The sequence below is a fragment of the Nonomuraea sp. NPDC003707 genome (genome assembly GCF_053587055.1).
The window spans coordinates 76521-95687 of sequence record NZ_JBSFNK010000011.1; the positions used below are offsets into that span (position 1 = coordinate 76521).

The window sequence follows — 19167 nt, forward strand, 5'->3', positions numbered from 1 at the left end:
GGGGCCGCGAGGGGGTGAGCGTCAGACGGAGATCCGCCCGGCGCCGGCGCCCGCGGTGACGACGGACTTGACGTTGGAGGCGGTGTCGAGCGAGTAGGAGTAGGGGATCGAGCCGACACTGCCGCCACTCTGGCCGCTGCCGGAGTTGACGAAGTGGTTGTTGCGCGCGACCAGCGTGCCGGGGCCGGAGTCACCCTCGCCCAGGTGGAACGGGTCCTGGGTGTTCTCGAAGTAGTTGCCCTCGACGAGCACGCCCGCGCCCTCGGTGGAGGCCACGCCGTAGCTGCCGACGCTGCCGTAGTAGTTGTTGTAGACGTGCACCGGGTTGCCGAACCGCACGCGCGGGTGGCGCTGGTTGGTGCCGTCGAACCAGTTGTGGTGGTACGTCACGCGCAGGTGACCGCGGTCCTCGCCGCCGTTGTCGTCGCTGTGGCCGAGCAGCATGGTCTTGTCGTGGTTGGAGAACTTGTTCCACGAGACGGTGACGTAGTCGCTGGCCCGCTTGATGTCGATGGCGCCGTCGTAGCCGTGGCTCAACGAGTTGTGGTCGAGCCAGACCCGGGTCGAGTACTGGACGTTGATCGCGTCGTCGCCCCAGTCGCGGAAGGTGAGGTTGCGGACGATCACGTTCGAGGCCTGGGAGATGTTGAACCCGCAGCCCGCGATCGTCGCGCCCGAGTTGCCGAGCACGGTCTTGTTGGAGGCCACCTTCAGCATGCCCGAGCAGGAGATCGTGCCCGACACCCGGATCACCGAGGCGCCGCTCGCCGACAGCGCGCTGGTCAGGGCCGAGGCGCTGCTGACGGTGACCGGCGAGGCGTTGCCGCCGCCCGTCGTGCCGCCGCCCTGCGTGGCCCAGCCGACCAGCCCGTTCGCGTTGCCCGGAGGCGTGGTCGGCGGTGGATCGGTGGGCGGGTTGGTCGGGTTGCTGCCGGCGGGGACGAGCCGCCACTGCTTGGTGGCCACGGAGTCGCAGGAGTTCTGCTGCACCAGGGCGCCGGAGGAGGTCGCGTTGTCCTTGGTGTTGAGGCACTTGCCGCCGTTGGCGTTGACGATCCTGACGGTGGCGCCCGACTCGGGCAGCGTCCACGTCTGCGACGAGGCGCCGGAGCAGCTCTCCTGCTGCACGGCCTTGCCCGCGGAGGTGCTGGCGTCCTGCACGCCCGCGCACTTGCCGCTGTGGGCGGCCTTGAGGGTGTAGCCGCTGCCGCCGGCGGCCAGGTTCCAGGTCTGAGCGGCGCTGCCGCAGCCGCTCTGGGTGAGCTGGACCCCGTCTGAGGTGCTGGATCCCGGCACGGTGAGGCACAGGCCGCTGCCGTTGTTCACCACCGTGTACGCCCCCGGCGCGGGGGCCGCGGCGGCCGCGGTGGTCGTCGCAGCGGCCACCGCGACGACTGCCGTGCCCGTCAGGCCGGATGTCCGCCGTGGAGCAGGACGTCAGGCGGGCTCGGGCGTGCTGCCGAGCACGACCCGCAGGTCCGCCTGCGTGGGCGGCTTCGTCCAGGTGAGCCCCGGCCCGCCGGCGGCGATCAGGCGCGGCGCGGCATCGCGCAGCAGCTCCCCGGCCGCGGCCTCGGGCTGCTTCTCCCTGGCCTCCCGGTACAGCTCGAGCACCCTGGCCAGGTCGAGCATCATCGTATTGGCCTCACGCACGGTGACCTGCAACGCTCCAATGGCCGGCTCGGCCGACCAGGGGCACTCGCCGGACACGGCCTCGCGCACCGCCTCGGCGAAGGCGGCCCGGTCCATGCCGTCCACCTCGCCGTCCAGCCAGTCCTCGCGCAGGTGCAGCACGCCCGGCCGCTCCACCGCCCCGAGGTGCGCGATCAGGGCCACGACCGTGCCCTGCGGATCGTGCAGCGCGGCGTCCCCCCTGGCCGCGAAGGCGTCGGCGAGCAGGTGCAGCGAGATCAGCCGGGGCGGCTCGTACGTCGTGAGCACCCCCCGCCGGCCACTCACCCGCAGCGGGTAGGCCCGCAGGCCCTCCATGAACGCGGGCTCGACCTCCGCCGGGATCCCGAGGTCCATGTCCGCCTCGACCGTGGTGGAGGCGGCACCGGCGGCACTGCCGGCCGGGTCACGGCGGAACCACCAGACCATCGCCCCCACGACAATGGCGGCCAGCGCCACGACTGCGATCCACACGATGTTGTTTGCTTTCCCCTCGTACCTGCCAGCGGTAGCAGCGTAGTGTGCTCCGACCGGATGAATGCACAAATTTCTGCAAATGTGGTTGGCCGCACCCGTGGGTCGTGTATACCCGGGCGGCTGACAGAATTGGAAAGGTGACAGATGGCATCCTGACACCGGACCAGATCCTCGCCGCGGCCCAGGACGTCCTGCGCCGCTACGGTCCGGCCAAGGCCACGGTCGTCGACGTCGCCCGGGCGCTCGGCGTCAGCCACGGCAGCGTCTACCGGCACTTCCCCAGCAAGACCGCCCTGCGCGAGGCCGTGACCCAGCGCTGGCTCGACCAGTCGCACGCCGAGCTGGCCACCGTGCTGGCCTCCGACGCTCCGGCCGGCGTGCGGCTGCGCGAATGGCTGGGCGCGTTGTTCCGCTCCAAGCGCAAGCGGGCGCTCGACGACCCCGAGCTGTTCGCCACGTACGTGGCGCTGGTGACCGAGTCCAGCCAGGTCGTCGAGGGGCACGTCGCCGACCTGGTCGGCCAGATCCGGCAGATCGTGGACGCCGGGCTCGAGCGGGGCGAGTTCGCCGCCCCCGACCCCGCCGCCACGGCCCGCGCCGTCTTCGACGCGGCGGTACGCTTCCACAACCCGGCGCACGCCGCCGAATGGAGCCGGCCGGGCATCGAGGATGACTTCACCGCTTTGTGCGATCTCATCCTTCTCGGGCTGGAAGTCCGCTGATGGTGTGATGTTTTTACATCTGGTAACCGGAATTGTTGTCCTGGGGGATTAGTCCTGTCCCCCGCATCTCTGTTCAGCCCTGAACAGACATGTACACTCAGATCCAACACTGTCGCTCTCAGTGACGCCTTCATGGCAACAAGTGCCCAACGCAAGGGCTGGCCCGCGCAACCGGCAGGAGGTTCCCGGCCCTGACAGAGCGCGGAGCCGATTCATGGAGCCACTCCAGCTGACCACCACCCGCCGCAACGGGAGCCTGACCGTCAGCGTGTCCGGCGAGCTCGACATCGCCACCACCGAACAACTCCGCGCCCACCTGCTCGGCCTGCTGCAGGAGGCCGGACGAGCCCCGCACAAGCAGGTCGCGCTGGTCATCGAGATGAGCCGGCTGACCTTCATCGACGCCGCCGGGCTCGGCATCCTCGTCTGCGCCCACAACCACGCCCGGGCCCAGCAGACCCCGCTGCGCCTCACGGGCGTCCCGCCCGCCGTCCGGCGGCTGCTGCGCCTCACCGGCCTGGAGGCGCGCCTCACCTGAACACCCGCCACCTGTAGGTTGTCAGGCGTGATTCAGGTTCCCGATCAGATACCCCTGAAGCTGGAGGACGGGTTCGAACGCGTCAGGCGGGAGCTCGACCTGCCGGACGACTTCCCCCGCGCCGTGCTCGACGAGGCCGCGTGGGTGGCGCGGGTGCCGCGGCTCGACGCCGAAGACCTGTCCGACGTTCCGTTCGTCACCATCGACCCGCCCGGCTCGATGGACCTCGACCAGGCCGTGCACCTGGAGCGGCTGCGCGCCGGCTACCGCGTCTGGTACGCGATCGCCGACGTCGGCGCTTTCGTCCGGCCGGGCGGCCTCATCGACACCGAGGCCCGCACCAGGGGCGAGACCGTCTACCTTCCCGCGGGCAAGGTGCCGCTGCACCCCAAGGTCCTGTCGGAGGACGCGGCCAGCCTGCTGCCCGGCGCGCTGCGGCCGGCCGCGGTCTGGCGCATCGACCTCGACGCTGACGGCCGCATGGTCGGCGCCGACGTGCAGCGCGCGCTCGTCCGCAGCCGCGAGCGCCTCGACTACGCCTACGTGCAGGCGGCCGTCGACACCGGCACCGCCGACGGCGTCCTGGGGCTGCTGGCCGAGATCGGCCGCCTGCGGCTGGCCCTCGAACGCGAGCGCGGCGGCGTCACCCTGCCCACCCCCGAGCAGGAGGTGGTCTCCGACGGCGACGGCGCCTACCGGCTGGAGTTCCGGCTGCCGCTGCCCGCCGAGGCGTGGAACGCGCAGATCTCCCTGCTGACCGGCATGGCCGCGGCCTCGATGATGCTCGACGCCGAGATCGGCATCCTGCGCGTGCTGCCCCGGCCGCACGCCGACGACCTGGCTAAGGTCCGCAGGGTCGCCCAGGCGCTGGACGTCCCCTGGCCCGACGGGGCCGCCTACGGCGCCGTGGTGCACGACCTGGACCCCAAGAACCCGCAGCAGGCGGCGTTCCTGCACGAGTCGAAGGTGCTGCTGCGCGGCGCGGGCTACGTGGCCTTCGACGGCGCGCCGCCCGCGCTGGCCGAGCACGCTGCGGTGGCGGCGCCGTACGCGCACGTCACGGCTCCCCTGCGGCGCCTGGTCGACCGGTACGCGACCGAGGTGTGCCTGGCGGTCGCGGCGGGCGTGCCGGTGCCGTTCGACGTCCGGGCGGGGCTGGCGGCCCTGCCCGCCGTCATGGGCTCGACCGGACGGCGCGCCGGGGCGGTGGAGCGGGCGTGCGTGGACCTGGTGGAGGCGTTCCTGCTGCGGGAACGGATCGGGCAGGCGTTCGACGCGGTCGTGATCGACGTGGACGAGCGCCGCGGGGGCGGGCAGGTGCAGCTCGCCGACCCGGCCGTGATCGCCCGCTGCGACGGCCCGCTCCCCCTCGGCGAGCAGGTCACGGTACGCCTCACGCAGGCGGACCCGGCGACCCGCGAGGTCCGCTTCACCCTGGCGACGTGAACCTCGGGCGTCCCGCGGGGCCGCGCACGGCATGTTCCGCGCGCGGTCCCGCATCGGGCGTCACTTCTTCAGCAGGCTCCAACCCGCGCCCACACCCATGAGGTGGAGCGCGACGCAGAGCAGCCCGGCGGTACCGAGCGTGGCGACCGTGACTACGCTGCCGACCGCGAGGCCGGCGATCTCGAAGACGAGGGCGAGCACGAACAGCAGTGCGGCGACGAGGGCGAACATGTGGTGGCTACCTCCGAACGGGGCCGGCCGGACGCCACGCAGCCGAGGGGGGCCTCGGCGAGCGCGTCCGAGGATGTCTCTGACATGGGGATTTCCAGCACGATCGGCCGAAAAACTGCCCCGAAGGTGACGTTCCGTGAACGAATGACGACACCGCTTTGACCGGCCGGTCAGTCTCCCGCCATGAGGCTCAGGCCCCTTTCACCCGCATCCCGTCGCAGATCACGTCCGCCATCCGCACCGAGGCCCCTCTGGCCCGCGCCCGGCGCTCGGCCACCAGGCACCCGCGCAGCAGATCCAGCACGTCCTCCCCCGCCAGATCCCCGCGCGCCGCCCCGGCCCGCTGCGCCCGGACCAGTAATCGGGCGACGGCCCTGCCGAGATCGTCCTGCAGCGAGACCTTCATCCCGGCCCCGCTGTCGAGCATGTCGCACAGTGCCTGGTTCCCCGACGCCTGCTCGACCACCTTGGGGAACCAGGCGAAGAACGCCTTCCCGGGATCCTCCGCCGTGGCCAGCGCGCGGGCGTCGGCCACGAACCGCTCGATCCGCCCCAGCAGCACCGCCTCGAACAGCGCCTCCTTGGTGGGGAAGTGCCGGTAGACGGTGCCCACCCCGAACCCGGCCCGCCGCGCGATCTCGTCGAAGGAGATCGTCAGGCCGTCACTGGCCAGGGCCTCCTGCGCGATCTGCAGCACCCGCTCCCGGTTCCGCCGGGCGTCGGCCCGCAACGGCCGGGCCGAGCTGTGGTCGTCGCCCATGAACGAACCTGCCTTCAACAACCGGAGGGATCTCTCCGATTCTATCGACGGCCCCTCGCCCCCGCACCTATCCCGATCATGCTCTCCCCCGCTCGAAGGACGGGCAGCCGCCGACCCCGGACACCGGAACACCCGCCCCCGAAAAGAGGCGGGTGTCGGGCTCGGGGGTGTGGTGCGGCGGCCGGTCAGGGAGGGGTGGTCAGCGGGCGCGGGTGGGCGCGGGCGAAGCGCTTGAGGCGGATGCGCTCCTCCCGGTGCACGGGCGACAGCTCCACGATGCGTGCCACCTCCGGCACGAACCGCAGGTCGTGCGTGATGAGGAGCGTCGTCCGCCCGGCCATGAGCCGCAGGAGCGGCTTCATGACCTGCGCGGCCGTGGCCTCGTCCAGCCCCGTCATGGGCTCGTCGAGCACCAGCACCGGCGCGTCCCGCAGGACGGCCCTGGCGATGGCGATCCGCTGCCGCTGACCGCCGGACAGGAGCCGCCCCCGCTGCCCCACCGGCGTGTCGTAGCCCTGCGGCAGGAGTTCGGCGAACTCGTGCACCCCCGCCGCCTCCGCCGCCCGCACGATCTCCTCCAGCGAGGCGTCGGGGCGGCCGTAGGCGATGTTGTCGCGTACGGACGCCGAGAACAGCAGCGTCTCCTGGTGCACGATCGTGATGTTCTCGCGCAGCGACTGCCGCGTCAGGCGCCGGATGTCGACCCCGTCCAGCAGGATGCGGCCCGCTTCCGGGTCGTAGAAACGCAGCATCAGCTTGGCCAGCGTGGACTTGCCCACCCCGCTGGGCCCGGTGAGGACGACGACCTTGCCGGGCGAGGCGGTGAACGTCACGTCCCGCAGCACCTGCCGCCCGCGCCTCGGGTACGTGAAGCCGACCCGGTCGAACTCGACCAGGCCCCGGCTCCGCCCGGCGGGCACGGCGTCCTGCGCGTCGGTGACGGCCGGCCTGACCTTGAGGATCTCGATGACCCGGTCGGACCCGGCCGCCGCCTCCGACACCGTCAGCGCCAGCTCTCCCAGCGCCTGGACCGCCGGGTACAGCAGTGCCAGGTACGCGGCGAAGGCCAGCAGGCCGCCCAGGGTCAGCCGGCCCGCCGCGATCTCCCACGCGCCGAACCCGAGGACGACGATCAGGCAGACGGTCTCGATGACCTGGACGGTGGGCCCGTACAGGCCGGACAGCCAGGCCTGCGACATGTTGGCGCGCAGCCACATGCCGCCCTCCCGGTGCAGGCGGCCCGACTCGGCCTCCTGCCGGTTGTACGCCTGCACGAGCGGCTGGTTGGCCAGCCCCTCCTCCAGGACGCTGTTCATGGCGCCGTTGCTGTAGCGCTCCCGGGCCGCGGCCGTTCTGAACCTGCCCGCGAACGCCTTGGACACCACCAGGAACAGCGGGATCAGCGCCATCGTGACGAGGGCGAGGTCCCAGCGGATGAAGAAGGCCGCCCCGGCGAAGAACACCACGCTGGCCGCCGTGGTGAGCGCCTTGACCAGCCCGGACCCCACGAGCTCCTCGATGGCCTCGATGTCGTCGGTCAGCCGTGCCATCAGGTCGCCGAGGCGCCGGTTCTCCGAGAAGTCCGGCGCGAGCGTCTGCAGGTGCGCGTAGACGCGGTCGCGCAGGGCCAGCAGGAACCGTTCGGCGCCCAGCGCGGTGGCGTACGTCGCCGCGAAGGACGTCACCCCCGCGATCGCGGCGAGCCCGAGCCAGGCGAACGCCGGAACCCAGAACTCGTTCAACCGCCGGGTGGTCAGCACCTCGTCGGTGATGTGGCCGAACAGGCGGATCGCGGCGACCTCGCAGAGCGCGGCCACGACGGCGAACACGACGCCGGCCGCGAATAGGCGGCGCAACCCGCGGGTGTCCGGCCAGAACTCGCGAAAAGTGCGGCGAATGGAAATCGCCGGGGCGAGTTCGCGGCCGGAGACAGTCAATGAGAGCCGGCGGCCAGGCCACCGGCTCTCACGGGAGCGATTTACCACCCCCACCACCAGCGCCGGGAGCGGCAGCGCCAACCGCGCCAACCGCAACGCCAGCGCCTACGGCGACGGCAGCAACCCTGCTGGAAGTCGATCCTGGTGAGCTGAGAGCCAGCCATGATTCCTCCCCCGTTTGCTGACTTGCACAAATCGCACGTTAGCACCCGAAAAGCGACAAAGCACGAGATATCGCCTTTTTAAAAGGAACTTGACCAGTGAAACCGCCCGACAAAGGCCGTTGCCTGCCGCCGTTAAATCGACCGTAAATAAAAAGAACCACTAACTCGGGTAACGGTAATCCCAAAGGATGCCGCTCAGAACTGGTTCCAAGGTGTAGGTCACCCGATACTTTGGTCCGATGGATCGGACGTCTGCGCCGGGGATCATGGGCGCATGGCATTCATCGGCGTCATCCTCATGATCCAGGGCTTCGGCGGCCTCATCGCCGATCACTTCTTCGGCAAGAACTTCGGCCTGCTGCACCTGGTGCTCGACGGCACCGCCCTGACCGTCGTGAGCGCCGTGGTCGGCGTCGCGGGCCTGCTCCTGACGATCGGCGCCATCAGCAAGGACTCCTGAGGACCCGCCCTCCGAAGAGGGCGGGTAGGACCTTTCCCGGAAGGTCAGGTAAGCGAGGAGTAGGCCACCACGCCGCGCCGCATCGCGTCGACCGCCTTGCCCGCCGTCTGCTTGATCTTGCTGCCGGGCGGGGCCGCGTTCCCGAGCTGACCGAGCAGGTCCATCAGCTGCTTGACCCACCGTACGAAGTCACCGGCGGCCAGCTCGTTGCCGTTCACCCCGTCCCGCAGGACGGCGTCCAGTGCGTGCCCCTTCGTCCACCGGAACGCCGCCCACGCGAACGCCAGATCCGGCTCCCTGATCGTGGACAGCCCATGGTCGGACTCGATGCCCTCCAGCTCCCCCCACAGCCGGATCATCGACGTCAGCGCCTCCTGCGTCCGCCCGGCGGGCACCTTCGGGCGGCGCGCGTCATCGGCGGCCCGCGACTCGAACACCAGCGCCGACACGCACGCCGCCAGCTCGGCCGGGTCGAGCTCCTCCCACAGCCCCTGCCGCAGCGACTCGGCGGTCAGCAGGTCGAGCTCGGTGTAGATGCGGCCCAGCCGGCGGCCCTCGTCGGTGACGGCCTCACCCTCGAGGTAGCCCAGCTGCTCCAGCACCGAGCAGATGCGGTCGAACGTCCGCGAGATGACGTGCGAGCGCCCCTCCACCCGGCGGCGCAGCCCCTCGGTCTCGCGCAGCAGCTTGTAGTAGCGCTCGGCCCAGCGGGCGTGGTCCTCACGCTCGTCACAGCCGTGGCACGGGTGCTGGCGGATGAGCCGGCGCAGCTCGTTGACCTCGTCGTCCTCCACCGTGTGGTCACGCGCCCTGTCCGGCTTGCCCAGGTCGCGGTCGCCGAGCTTGGCCAGCAGCGTGGAGACGAGGTTGGCGCGCTCCTTGGGCGAGCGGCCGTTGAAGTTCTTCGGGATGCGCAGCTTCTCCAGCGGCTCGACCGGGACGGGGAAGTCCGCCGGGTCGAGCTTCTTGATCTGCTTGCCGATCGTCAGCACCAGCGGGCTCGGCCCCTGACCGCGCGGGTTGCGGCCCGGGTCGAGCACGATCGCCAGCCCCGCCCGGCGCCCGCCCGGCACCCGGATGACGTCACCCGGCTGCAACGCCTCCAGCGACCGCACGGCCGCCGCACGGCGCGCGGCGCCGCGCTGCCTGGCCAGCTCGGCCTCACGATCGGAGAGCCTGCGGCGTAGCGCCGCGTATTCGGGGAAGTCTCCCAGATGGCACGTCATGGCCTCCTGGTAGCCCTCCAGCGCCTCCTCGTGCTTGCGCAGCTGCTTGGCCAGCCCGACCACCGCCCGGTCGGCCTGGAACTGCGCGAACGACTCCTCCAGCAGCGTCCTGGCCCGCTCCCGTCCGAACTGCCCGACGAGGTTGACCGCCATGTTGTACGACGGCTGGAAGCTCGACCGCAGCGGATACGTACGCGTGCCGGCCAGCCCCGCCACCGACAGCGGATCCATGCCCTGCTGCCACAGCACCACCGCATGGCCCTCGACGTCGATGCCGCGCCGCCCCGCCCGCCCGGTCAGCTGCGTGTACTCGCCGGGCGTGAGGTCGGCGTGGGTCTCACCGTTCCACTTGTCGAGCTTCTCGATCACCACGCTGCGCGCCGGCATGTTGATGCCCAGCGCGAGCGTCTCCGTCGCGAACACGGCCTTGACCAGCCCGCGCGTGAACAGCTCCTCCACGACCTCCTTGAACGCCGGCAGCATGCCCGCGTGGTGCGAGGCCAGCCCGCGCTCCAGGCAGTCACGCCACTCCAGGTAGCCCAGGACGGCCAGGTCCTCGTCCGGCAGATGCGCGGTGCGCTCGTCCACGAGCTGCCTGATCTCGTGCCGCTCGCGGTCGGTCGTGAGCCGGATCCCGGCGTACAGGCACTTCTGAACGGCGGCGTCGCACCCGGCACGGGAGAAGATGAACGTGATCGCCGGCAGCAGCCCCTCGGCGTCGAGCTTCTCGATCACCTGCACCCGGTCCGGCGGGCGCGAACGCTGCGGCCGGCCGTAGCCGCGCCTGCCCCGCCCCTCCGTCAGCCGCTCGGCGTCACGCGTCACCCGCATCAGCGTGGGGTTGACGCGCGGGGTCAGGTCGTCGTTCACGAACATGTCGTAGAGGCGGTTGCCGACCATCATGTGCTGCCACAACGGCACCGGACGGTGCTCGTCCACGATCACCGTGGTGTCGCCGCGCACCTCGCCCAGCCACTCGCCGAACTCCTCGGCGTTGCTCACCGTCGCCGACAGCGCCACCAGCCGCACCGACTCCTGCAGGTGGATGATCACCTCTTCCCACACCGCGCCGCGGAAGCGGTCGGCGAGGTAGTGGACCTCGTCCATGACCACGAACCCGAGCCCCGCCAGGGTCGCCGACCCCGCGTAGAGCATGTTGCGCAGCACCTCGGTGGTCATGACGACGATGGGGGCCTCGCCGTTGACGCTGTTGTCGCCGGTCAGCAGGCCGACCTTGGCGGTGCCGTAGCGCTTGACCAGGTCGTTGTACTTCTGGTTGGACAGTGCCTTGATGGGGGTGGTGTAGAAGCATTTCTGGCCCTGCTCCAAGGCCAGGTGGACGGCGAACTCGCCGACCACCGTCTTGCCCGACCCCGTGGGCGCCGCCACCAGCACGCCGTCTCCGGCCTCCAGGGCGCGGCAGGCGTCTAGCTGGAAGTCGTCCAGCTCGAAGTCGTAGAGACCTCGGAACGATCTCACCGCGGCCCCGTCGTCCCCATACTTGTGACGGAAGGCCGCATAGCGTTCCGCTGGCGTTGTCATACCCGTCAGCCTACCGAAATCGCCTTTCCGGTCGGTCCCCCAGTGGTCCGGCCGATCCTCAGCCGGCGTCCGAGCCGGGCGCCTTTACAATGTAGATTTCAAACGATGACCCGAAACGCCCCCGGGCGCACCTCGCAGTGGACCGGCGCCGGGCCCACGCGTTCACCGTCGGCGTAGGCGATGACATCCGCAGCCTCCAGCCGCACGCTCCGCACCCGCCGCACCGACACCGCCGGATGCCCCACGTGCGTCCCCCGGTAGACGCTCGGGAAGACCCGCAGGAACTCGGTCTTGGACACCGCGTCCAGCATCATCACGTCCAGCAGCCCGTCGTCGGGCCGGGCGTCGGGGCACACCCGCATCCCCGCGCCGTACGAGGACGTGTTGGCCACCGCCACCAGCATGGCCTCGCGTTCGACGACCTCACCGTCGTCGAGGGTCATCCGGAACGGGATCGGCCGGAACGAGCGCAGCTCCTCCACCGTCGCCACCAGATAGCGCGCCATCCCCGGCGGCCACGTCTTCCGGTTGGCCCGCTCGTTGACCCGCGAGTCGAACCCGCAGCACATCACCCCCGCGAACAGCTCGTCGGCCTGCCCGGCCCGGATCCGGGCGACGTCCACCAGGCGCGACTTCATGCGCAGCACGACGCGGGCCGCGGCCATGGGATCGGCGCAGGGCACCCCGAGCGCGGCCGCGATGTCGTTGCCGGTGCCCGCGGGGATGATGCCGAGCGGCACGTCGGTGCCGGCCACGGCCTGCACGGCCAGGTGGACCAGCCCGTCGCCGCCGAAGGCCACGAGCGCGTCGGGGCGCTCGGCCACGGCGGTGCAGGCACGTGCGAGGGCGTCGGCGGCGTCGGCGCCGACGATCACCGACAGCTCGGCCCCGCCGGCGCGCAGCCGGCGCGCCACGGGTTCGATCAGGCGCAGCGTACGGCCGCCGCGTGCGGCGGGGTTGACGAGCAGGGCGATTTGAGGGGACACGCCCGGAACTTATCGCCTATCGCGTGGAACCGGAATCCTCCCCGGGGCGATCGTCGTCGACCGGAGTGGAGTCCTCCACCAGCGGGGAGGCCTCGTCGTCGGACAGGTGGGAGAAGTCCTCGGTGGCGGGCCTGCGCTTCTCACGCATGAACATGAAGAACTCGGCCAGGAAGTAGAGCACGATCATCGGCATGGCCAGCGCCATCATCGTCAGCGGGTCGCCGCCGGGGGTGATGACCGCGCCGAAGACGAACATGGAGAAGATCACCCAGCGGCGGTACTTCTTCACCGTGGCGTGCGGCAGCACACCGATGATGTTGAGGAACACCAGCAGGAGCGGCAGCTCGAACGAGATGCCGAAGATCACGAGCATGATCAGCACGTAGCTGACGTACTCGTCGATCTGGATGATGGCCACGGTGTCGCTCGGCGCGAACCCGAGCAGGATGGCCAGGCTGGTGTCCATGATCACGTACGCCAGGAAGGCGCCGATCAGGAACAGCGGGATCGCCAGCCCGAGGAAGGCGATCGAGTAGCGCTTCTCGTTGCGGTAGAGGGCGGGGGTGACGAAGGCCCAGACCTGGTAGAGCCAGACGGGCGAGGACACGACGACGCCCACCATCGCCGAGACCTTCAACGTCAGGAAGAACGACTGGAAGATGCCGCCGTAGGTCAGCGTGCACTCGCCGACACGCAACTGCTGGGCCTGCGGCGTCTCGCAGAAGGGCTCCTTGATGAACGCCCAGACCGGATCGAAGAAGATCCAGCCGATGATGATGCCCACGACGACGGCGGCGGCCGCGATGAGCAACCTGTTACGCAGCTCGCGCAGGTGCTCCATGAGGGGCATGCGGCCCTCGGTGTCGTGGTCGGGTGCCGGCTGGCTCGACCGTTTGAGCAGCGCCATCTAGCAGTCCAGGTGAGGAGGAGGGATGGGGTCAGACGCGCTTGTCAGCCTGGGCGGCGGCGCTGGCGCGCAGCCGGGCGGCCTGCTCCTCGAGCTGCCTGGCCTGCTCCTCCGCGGAGAGCGCGGGGGCGGGCGTGGCCTGGATCTGCGGGGGCTGCGCCGCCGGGGGCTGCGGCTGAGCCGGGGCCTGCGCCTGGGCCTGGACGGTGTGGTTGTCGTCGTCGTCCTCACGGAGCTTGGCCGTCTCGGACTTGAAGATGCGCAGAGAACGGCCGACGCCGCGGGCCATCTCGGGCAGCTTCTTCGCACCGAAAAGCAGGACGAGCACCAGCGCGATGATCAGAAGTTCGGGGACTCCGAGTTGCGACATGAAACGCCCTTTTCTAGCGAGTGCCTGTTTCAGCCACGATCGTACGCTGCCTGGGGCGTGGTCTCACCCCCCTGGCCCGCCAATCTGGCCCGCCGCGGCTCCAGCTGGGCCGTCGCCTCGGCGATTTCCCTTTTCAGGCTACGTGCCGCCACGACGACGCGGGCACCCGCGACCCCGACCACGCCGAGCCCCGCGACGCACAGCCCGCCGGCCACGTAGATCCACATCATGACTGGTGAGCGTACAGGGCCAGGGCCCGCTCGGCCTCCTGGCGCACGGTCTCGGCCATCGCAGGGGGTGAGACGACCCGGCCGGTGTCGCCCAGGCGCAGCGCCAGCTTGAGGATCCAGTCCTCGTCGCGGGCCCGCAGCGCCACCCGCAGCCGCCCCTCGCCCAGCTCGGTGACCTGCTCGCACGGGTAGTACTCGGCCACCCACCGCCCGGCGGCGCTGAGCTCCAGCTCGACCAGCTCGTCGGTGGGCGAGGGCCGGAAGACGCCCCGGGTGACGTCGATGGGCTCGGCCTCGGCCGGCGGGTCGGCGGGCACGTCGAGCACCTCGACGCCGAGCATCCGGTCGAGCCTGAACAGCCGCATCGCCTCGGCCCGGTAGCACCAGCCCTCCAGGTAGGTGCGGCCGTCGACGACCACGACCCGCGTGGGGTCGACCTCGCGCGGCGTCACCTCGTCGCGCCCGGGCACGTAGTAGCGCAGCGACAGCCGGCGGCCCCTGGTGAGCCCCTCGCGCACGCGCGGCAGCGCGTCGGGGGCGGCGTCCACGTCGACCGCGAGCTGGCTGCTGAGGGTGGCGGCGCCCTCGCCGGCGGCCCGCTCCAGCTTGGCCGTCACGCGGGGCAGCGCGTCGCCCGGCACCTCGTTGGCAGGCAGGGCGAGCTCGGGGGTCGCGGCGAGCATGCGCAGCGCGACCAGCAGCGCGCTGGCCTCGTCAATGCCCAGCCGCAGCGGCCTGGCGATGGTCTCGGCGTTGTCGATGATGATCTCGCCGCCGTCCCAGGAGACGTCGATGAGGTCGCCGGGGGTGTGGCCGGGCAGGCCGCACATCCACACGAGCTGCAGGTCGTCGATGAGCTGCTTCTCGCTCAGCCCGAACACCGCGGCCACCTCGTCGACCTGCGCCCCCGGGTGGGACATCAGGTACGGCACCAGGGCCAGCAGCCTGGGCAGCCGGTCGGCCGACCCGCTCATCGCAGCTCCTCTGTCATGCCATTGCCCCCTTCAGTCGGCGGATGACGGCCTCGCGGGCGTCCGGCGGCCCGACGACCTCCACGTCGGCGCCGAGGCTGGCCATCCAGCCGGCCAGGCGTTCGGGGTCGGTGAAGGGCAGCTCGGCCTCGTCCCACCCCTGCTCCCCCGTGCGCACGGCCGCCGCGAGCTGCCGCAGCCCTTCGCACGTCCCCTGGCGTACGCGGACGACGGCCAGCCGCTCGTCCGTCGAGTCGTCGGGAAAGCCGACCATACCCCGGAGATCGACCCCTTCGGGCACCTCGACGGCGCCGGGCCTGCCCATGACGGTGACCTGGCCGGTGACGCGGCTGAGCCGGAAGACGCGCGGCGCCTGCCGGTCGCGGTCGAACCCGGCCACGTACCAGCGGCCGTTGCGGCTGACCACGCCCCACGGCTCGACGGTGCGGGCGCGCACGCTCTCGCTGCCGGCGCTGCGGTAGTCGAAGCGCACCACGCGCCGGTCGCGTACGGCGTCCCACAGCGCGGGGAAGGCCGGGTCGCGGGTGTCCACGCGCAGCTCCAGCGCGCCGCCGCCCATGGACCCGCCCATGGACGCGCCGACGGGCCGGTCGGTGGCCACGCCGCCGGCGCGCAGCTTCAGCAGCGCCCCCGAGGCGGCCTCGGCCAGGCTGGCCCGCTGCCACACCTGCGCGGCCAGGCCGAGCACGGCGGCCTCGTCGGGCTCCAGGGTGATCTCCGGCAGCTCGTACGACTCGCGCTCGATCCGGTAGCCCGGCTCGTCCTCCCAGGGGTCGCGCACCACGTCGATGGGGATGCCGATCTCGCGCAGCTCGTTCTTGTCACGCTCGAACATGCGCTGGAACGCCTCGTCGCCATCGCGGTCGTAGCCGGGGACGGCCTGGCGGATCTGCTCGGCCGACAGTGGCCTCCGGGTGGCGAGCAGGCAGATCACGAGATTGAGCAACCGTTCGGTCTTCCGGCGCGACATCTGCCTCACTCCTCCTCCATCGACGCTACCCTGCCCCCGTGATCAGATGGCGCAAGGGCGAGGTTGTACGGATCCGACGCGAGTGGCCGGGAGCGGTGGAGCTGGACGTCGCCGTCCCCGAAGGGGAGTGCCGGGCGCTGGCCTATCCGCCGTTGGTCGGCCGCCCGGAACCCGGCGACGAGGTGCTGCTCAACACGACGGCACTCGCGATGGGTCTCGGTACGGGAGGTTACGCCATGGTGGTGGCCGTCCCGAACCGTTTGCCGCAAGATCCCACCGGTCCGGGCCACCTGGTGAAGGCCCGTTACACGCCGCTGCAGGCCACGGTGCTGGGCGCCGACGAGCAGGACTCCCCGCATCATGACAGATTGCGCGAGGCCGACTCCCTCGACGGGATGCCGGTGGTGGTGGCCGACCTGCACTCGGCGCTGGCGCCGATCCTGTGCGGACTGTACGCCGACCGGCCCGGCACGCGGGTGGCGTACGTGATGCAGGACGGCGGCGCGCTGCCGGTGTGGTTCTCGATGGCGGCGGCCCGGCTGCGGGAGATCGGCTGGCTGGCGGGCGTGGTCACGGTCGGGCAGTCGTTCGGCGGCGACGTGGAGGCGGTCACCGTCCACACCGGGCTGCTGGCGGCCCGCCACGTGCTGGAGGCCGACGTGGCGATCGTCGCGCAGGGCCCCGGCAACCTGGGCACGGGCACCAGGTGGGGCTTCTCCGGGGTGTCGGCGGGCGAGGCGGTGAACGCGGCGGGAGTGCTGCGCGGCCGCCCGGTGGCGACGCTGCGGGTCAGCGAGGGCGACCTGCGCGAGCGCCACTACGGGGTCTCGCACCACTCGCTGACCGCCTACGGCCGGGTCGCCCTGACGCCCGCCGACGTGCCGGTGCCGGAGCTGCCCGGGGAGTTCGGCGAGCGGGTCAGGGACCAGTCCGAGCTGCTGGCCGTCCGGCACCGCCTGGTGCCGGTGCCGGTGGAGGGCCTGCACGAGGCGCTGCGGGAGTCCCCGGTGCGCCTGTCGACGATGGGCAGGGGCCTGGAGGAGGACCTGCCCTACTTCCTGGCCTCGGCGGCGGCGGGCAGGCTGGCGGCCTCGCTGCTGTCGTAGGAGTCCTTGAACGTGAACGCCTCGGGGCTCGGCCCCTCGGCCCTGAGGCGCTCCAGCCGAGCCATGCCCTCGGCCAGCGTCGGGATGTGACCCTCGGGGATCCACCACATCACCATGTACGGCTCCGCCAGGCGCAGGAACCACTCCCTGCGCCTGCGCAGCACGCCCAGGTGGGCGCTGCGGTAGGTGTAGTTCCACAGGGTGTCGAGCGACTCCCACACCGAGAAGTTCATCAGCAGGTGGTCGCCGTAGTCGTGGATGACGGTGGCGGTGGGGTCGCTCTCGCTCTCCTTCAGCCGCCACACGAACCCGGGGGCCTCGTCGGCGATGGTGTTGACGGGCTCGAGGAGGGCGACGAACTCGGCGAGCTCCTGACTGTCGATGGGCGCGCGCAGATGGGCGATGTTCAGCTCAGCGAGATGCATGACGCTCAGCACACCACCCGTCCGCCTTCTATGTCAATCCTCATTTGTTTTAGAGAGGGAGACGCAGCAGTCCCCCGGCCGCGGGTCGAGCCTGGCCCGGCCCGGCTCGTCGCCGAGCCCTTCGAGCAGCCCCTGGCACAGCGCCAGGTTCATGGAGCACACGAGCAGCGGCTGCTCCTCGGCCAGCACGTGGAAGGGGCAGTTGCGCAGCCGCAGCGCGCCGCCCTCCTCGTACGGCTCGTAGCCGCGCTCCCTGAGCACCTGCTCGACGGGCTCACCGGCGTGCCTCTTGGCCAGCCGGGCGCCGGCCTCCCGCGCCGCCCGCTCGGCCCGCTCCTCGGCGCCGAGCGCGTCGACGACCTCGGCCAGGACGGAGGCGAGCGCGCCGTAGTCGCGCGGCGGCAGGCTCACCGACCGCTCGCCCCTGGCCCGGCGGTAGACCTTGGCGGGCCGGCCGCTGCCCGGCCCCTTCTTCTCCTGCTGCCGGAAACCGCTCTCGAGCAGCCCCGCCTCGACGAGCTTGTCGAGGTGGTGGCCGGCGAGGGTCCTGGAGACGCCCGCGGCCTCGGCCGCCTCCCCCCTGCCCACGTCGCCGCCGCGGCCCGCGACGGCCGCGTACAGGCTGCGGCGTACGGGGTCGTGCAGGAGGGCCAGCGCGTCGAGGTCGTCGCTACTCACAACGGGAGTCTATGAAAGCTTCCGCTTCACGTGCTTGTACGTGCACGCGCGGCTGGCGTCGGACGGGACGTTGCCGTACCTGCGCCAGCACGCCCCCTTCTTGATCACCCAGATGTCGACCCACTCGGGCGCGTGGTAACGGCGGTGGGCGGCCGTGGCGTTCTTCAGCACCCGGGCGGCCACGGCCTTGGCCTGGGCCTTGTTGGCAGCGGAGGTGTTCACCCACGTCGTGCCGGCGTCGCCGCCGACGACACAGGGCTTCTTGACGCCCTTGCAGAAGGGCGGGTCATCGGCGGCGGACGCGGCCGTGGCGCCGCCGAGGAGGACGGCTAAGGCGGATGCGATGACCAGGAAAGTGCGGATCATGAGGTTCATCCTGCCTCAATAGGCGGCGATGACGTCCACGACGTAGACGAGCGTGTCGGTGCCCGTGATGCCGTGGGCGGGGTCGCCGGCGGGGCCGTACCCGTACGAGGGCGGGACGACCATCAGGACCCGGCTGCCGGCGGGCAGCCCGACCAGGGCCGCCTCCCACCCCTTGGGCACGCCGCCGTCGCCGATCCTGAACGCCTTCGGCCGGCCGCTCGTCCAGGTGGCCTCGAAGACGCGGCGGCGGCTCCAGATCGCGCCCTCGTACTGGGCGACCACGAGCTGCCCCGCCTGCGTGCCGCGCCCCTCGCCCCTGGTCAGCACCTTGACCTCGAACGCGGCCGGCGGGGCGGTGGCGGGCACCTCCAGCCCGGGCGGGGCGCCGGCGGTGACGCGCACGCCCGCCAGCGAGCCGCCGCCCGCCTCGACCGAGGCGCCCTTGGGGTGGGCGCCGAGGATGTCGACCACGTAGACCAGCTCGTCATCGGGCCCGACGCCGGGCGGCAGGCGCGCGCCACGGCGTTGATCGGGCGGGAGCACGGCCAGGACCCTGCTGCCGACCCTGCGGCCCCGCAGCGCGCCGTCCAGCCCCGGCGGCAGCTCCCCCAGCGGGAACGCGGCCGGGGTGCCACGGTCGAAGGTGGAGTCGACCAGGCGGTTGTCCCCGCCGTCCCAGACGTGCGCGGTGTACTGGACGATCGCCGTGTCGTCCGCGCCGAGCCGGGCGCCGCCGCCCGTCGCCAACTCCTCCACCTTGAGCCCGGCCGCCGGTCCGCCGCCCGCGAAGGTGATCGTCGGCCTGGCCCCGAACGGGCCGTCCACCGTCATGCCGAGATCGCGCGCGGCACCGCCCGAACAGCCGGCCAGCAGGACGAGGACCGGCAGCAACACGGCGGTACGGCGGTGCGGCATCGGTCCTCCCACGCGGCGGGGCTGGGCGTGGCGATGCTACCGTGTCCG

At 71.6% G+C, this 19167-nt stretch carries 21 protein-coding genes; 5 read left to right on the forward strand and 16 right to left on the reverse strand.

Annotated elements, in window-relative coordinates:
* Nucleotides 1-21: 21 nt before the first annotated feature.
* The gene (locus ACWDRB_RS28220; RefSeq protein WP_449898535.1) at nucleotides 22-1386 is read right to left on the reverse strand and encodes an RICIN domain-containing protein; all 1365 of its coding nucleotides are present in this window, start codon (nucleotides 1384-1386) and stop codon (nucleotides 22-24) included.
* Nucleotides 1387-1437: 51 nt separating this feature from the next.
* Nucleotides 1438-2145 (reverse strand): hypothetical protein, encoded by a 708-nt coding sequence (locus ACWDRB_RS28225; protein WP_449898538.1) that lies wholly within the window; start codon nucleotides 2143-2145, stop codon nucleotides 1438-1440.
* A gap of 140 nt (nucleotides 2146-2285) precedes the next feature.
* On the opposite strand from ACWDRB_RS28225, the gene ACWDRB_RS28230 reads away from it, so the two are divergent.
* The 3 genes from ACWDRB_RS28230 to ACWDRB_RS28240 all read left to right on the forward strand — a co-directional run bounded on the left by ACWDRB_RS28230 (nucleotide 2286) and on the right by ACWDRB_RS28240 (nucleotide 4854).
* Nucleotides 2286-2870: a TetR family transcriptional regulator gene (locus tag ACWDRB_RS28230; protein WP_449898541.1), complete on the forward strand. Its 585-nt coding sequence runs from the start codon at nucleotides 2286-2288 to the stop codon at nucleotides 2868-2870.
* A gap of 214 nt (nucleotides 2871-3084) precedes the next feature.
* Complete coding sequence (locus tag ACWDRB_RS28235; RefSeq protein WP_449898544.1) at nucleotides 3085-3408, forward strand: STAS domain-containing protein; 324 nt, start codon at nucleotides 3085-3087, stop codon at nucleotides 3406-3408.
* A 27-nt stretch (nucleotides 3409-3435) separates the two neighbouring features.
* Nucleotides 3436-4854, forward strand: a complete 1419-nt coding sequence (locus tag ACWDRB_RS28240; RefSeq protein WP_449898546.1) for an RNB domain-containing ribonuclease — start codon at nucleotides 3436-3438, stop codon at nucleotides 4852-4854.
* Between the two features lie 60 nt (nucleotides 4855-4914).
* On the opposite strand, the gene ACWDRB_RS28245 is transcribed toward ACWDRB_RS28240, so the two are convergent.
* The 3 genes from ACWDRB_RS28245 to ACWDRB_RS28255 form a co-directional block, all read right to left on the reverse strand.
* Nucleotides 4915-5085 (reverse strand): hypothetical protein, encoded by a 171-nt coding sequence (locus tag ACWDRB_RS28245; RefSeq protein ID WP_350731913.1) that lies wholly within the window; start codon nucleotides 5083-5085, stop codon nucleotides 4915-4917.
* 190 nt (nucleotides 5086-5275) lie between these two features.
* Nucleotides 5276-5845 carry a TetR/AcrR family transcriptional regulator gene (locus tag ACWDRB_RS28250; RefSeq protein WP_449898549.1) on the reverse strand — a complete coding sequence of 190 codons (570 nt, stop codon included), beginning with the start codon at nucleotides 5843-5845 and terminating at the stop codon, nucleotides 5276-5278.
* Between the two features lie 185 nt (nucleotides 5846-6030).
* Entirely contained in the window at nucleotides 6031-7701 is a 1671-nt protein-coding gene (locus ACWDRB_RS28255) for an ABC transporter ATP-binding protein (protein ID WP_449898551.1), read from the reverse strand.
* A 519-nt stretch (nucleotides 7702-8220) separates the two neighbouring features.
* On the opposite strand from ACWDRB_RS28255, the gene ACWDRB_RS28260 reads away from it, so the two are divergent.
* Nucleotides 8221-8406, forward strand: coding sequence for a hypothetical protein (locus ACWDRB_RS28260; RefSeq protein ID WP_397370092.1), 186 nt, complete (start codon nucleotides 8221-8223; stop codon nucleotides 8404-8406).
* Between the two features lie 44 nt (nucleotides 8407-8450).
* Here ACWDRB_RS28260 and ACWDRB_RS28265 read toward each other — a convergent pair whose 3' ends face one another.
* The 7 genes from ACWDRB_RS28265 to ACWDRB_RS28295 form a co-directional block, all read right to left on the reverse strand.
* Nucleotides 8451-11174, reverse strand: coding sequence for a DEAD/DEAH box helicase (locus ACWDRB_RS28265; RefSeq protein ID WP_364256650.1), 2724 nt, complete (start codon nucleotides 11172-11174; stop codon nucleotides 8451-8453).
* A gap of 98 nt (nucleotides 11175-11272) precedes the next feature.
* A complete protein-coding gene (locus ACWDRB_RS28270; RefSeq protein WP_449898555.1) occupies nucleotides 11273-12160 on the reverse strand; it encodes a diacylglycerol/lipid kinase family protein in 888 nt (295 codons plus the stop codon).
* A 16-nt stretch (nucleotides 12161-12176) separates the two neighbouring features.
* Nucleotides 12177-13067 (reverse strand): twin-arginine translocase subunit TatC, encoded by an 891-nt coding sequence (gene tatC, locus ACWDRB_RS28275; RefSeq protein WP_355200876.1) that lies wholly within the window; start codon nucleotides 13065-13067, stop codon nucleotides 12177-12179.
* Between the two features lie 31 nt (nucleotides 13068-13098).
* Nucleotides 13099-13437, reverse strand: coding sequence for a Sec-independent protein translocase subunit TatA (gene tatA / locus ACWDRB_RS28280; protein ID WP_350735433.1), 339 nt, complete (start codon nucleotides 13435-13437; stop codon nucleotides 13099-13101).
* Nucleotides 13438-13466: 29 nt separating this feature from the next.
* The gene (locus tag ACWDRB_RS28285) at nucleotides 13467-13667 is read right to left on the reverse strand and encodes a hypothetical protein (protein WP_449898559.1); all 201 of its coding nucleotides are present in this window, start codon (nucleotides 13665-13667) and stop codon (nucleotides 13467-13469) included.
* Complete coding sequence (locus ACWDRB_RS28290; RefSeq protein WP_449898561.1) at nucleotides 13664-14641, reverse strand: helix-turn-helix transcriptional regulator; 978 nt, start codon at nucleotides 14639-14641, stop codon at nucleotides 13664-13666. The genes ACWDRB_RS28285 and ACWDRB_RS28290 overlap by 4 nt, the downstream gene beginning before the upstream one ends.
* A 13-nt stretch (nucleotides 14642-14654) precedes the next feature.
* Nucleotides 14655-15629: a helix-turn-helix transcriptional regulator gene (locus tag ACWDRB_RS28295; protein ID WP_449898564.1), complete on the reverse strand. Its 975-nt coding sequence runs from the start codon at nucleotides 15627-15629 to the stop codon at nucleotides 14655-14657.
* A gap of 38 nt (nucleotides 15630-15667) precedes the next feature.
* Here ACWDRB_RS28295 and ACWDRB_RS28300 point away from each other — a divergent pair, with 38 nt between their 5' ends.
* Nucleotides 15668-16735: a DUF3866 family protein gene (locus tag ACWDRB_RS28300; RefSeq protein WP_449898566.1), complete on the forward strand. Its 1068-nt coding sequence runs from the start codon at nucleotides 15668-15670 to the stop codon at nucleotides 16733-16735.
* Here ACWDRB_RS28300 and ACWDRB_RS28305 read toward each other — a convergent pair.
* The 4 genes from ACWDRB_RS28305 to ACWDRB_RS28320 are packed head-to-tail and all read right to left on the reverse strand — an operon-like array spanning nucleotide 16681 to nucleotide 19119.
* On the reverse strand, nucleotides 16681-17160 hold the full coding sequence (locus ACWDRB_RS28305) for a DUF3291 domain-containing protein (RefSeq protein WP_397370086.1): 480 nt from the start codon (nucleotides 17158-17160) through the stop codon (nucleotides 16681-16683). The two genes, ACWDRB_RS28300 and ACWDRB_RS28305, sit on opposite strands and share 55 nt — an antisense overlap.
* Before the next feature lie 33 nt (nucleotides 17161-17193).
* Nucleotides 17194-17838, reverse strand: coding sequence for a helix-turn-helix transcriptional regulator (locus ACWDRB_RS28310; protein WP_363969728.1), 645 nt, complete (start codon nucleotides 17836-17838; stop codon nucleotides 17194-17196).
* A 9-nt stretch (nucleotides 17839-17847) separates the two neighbouring features.
* A complete protein-coding gene (locus ACWDRB_RS28315) occupies nucleotides 17848-18204 on the reverse strand; it encodes a hypothetical protein (protein WP_355200865.1) in 357 nt (118 codons plus the stop codon).
* A gap of 15 nt (nucleotides 18205-18219) precedes the next feature.
* Nucleotides 18220-19119: an FKBP-type peptidyl-prolyl cis-trans isomerase gene (locus tag ACWDRB_RS28320; RefSeq protein WP_449898571.1), complete on the reverse strand. Its 900-nt coding sequence runs from the start codon at nucleotides 19117-19119 to the stop codon at nucleotides 18220-18222.
* Between the last annotated feature and the right edge of the window lie 48 nt (nucleotides 19120-19167).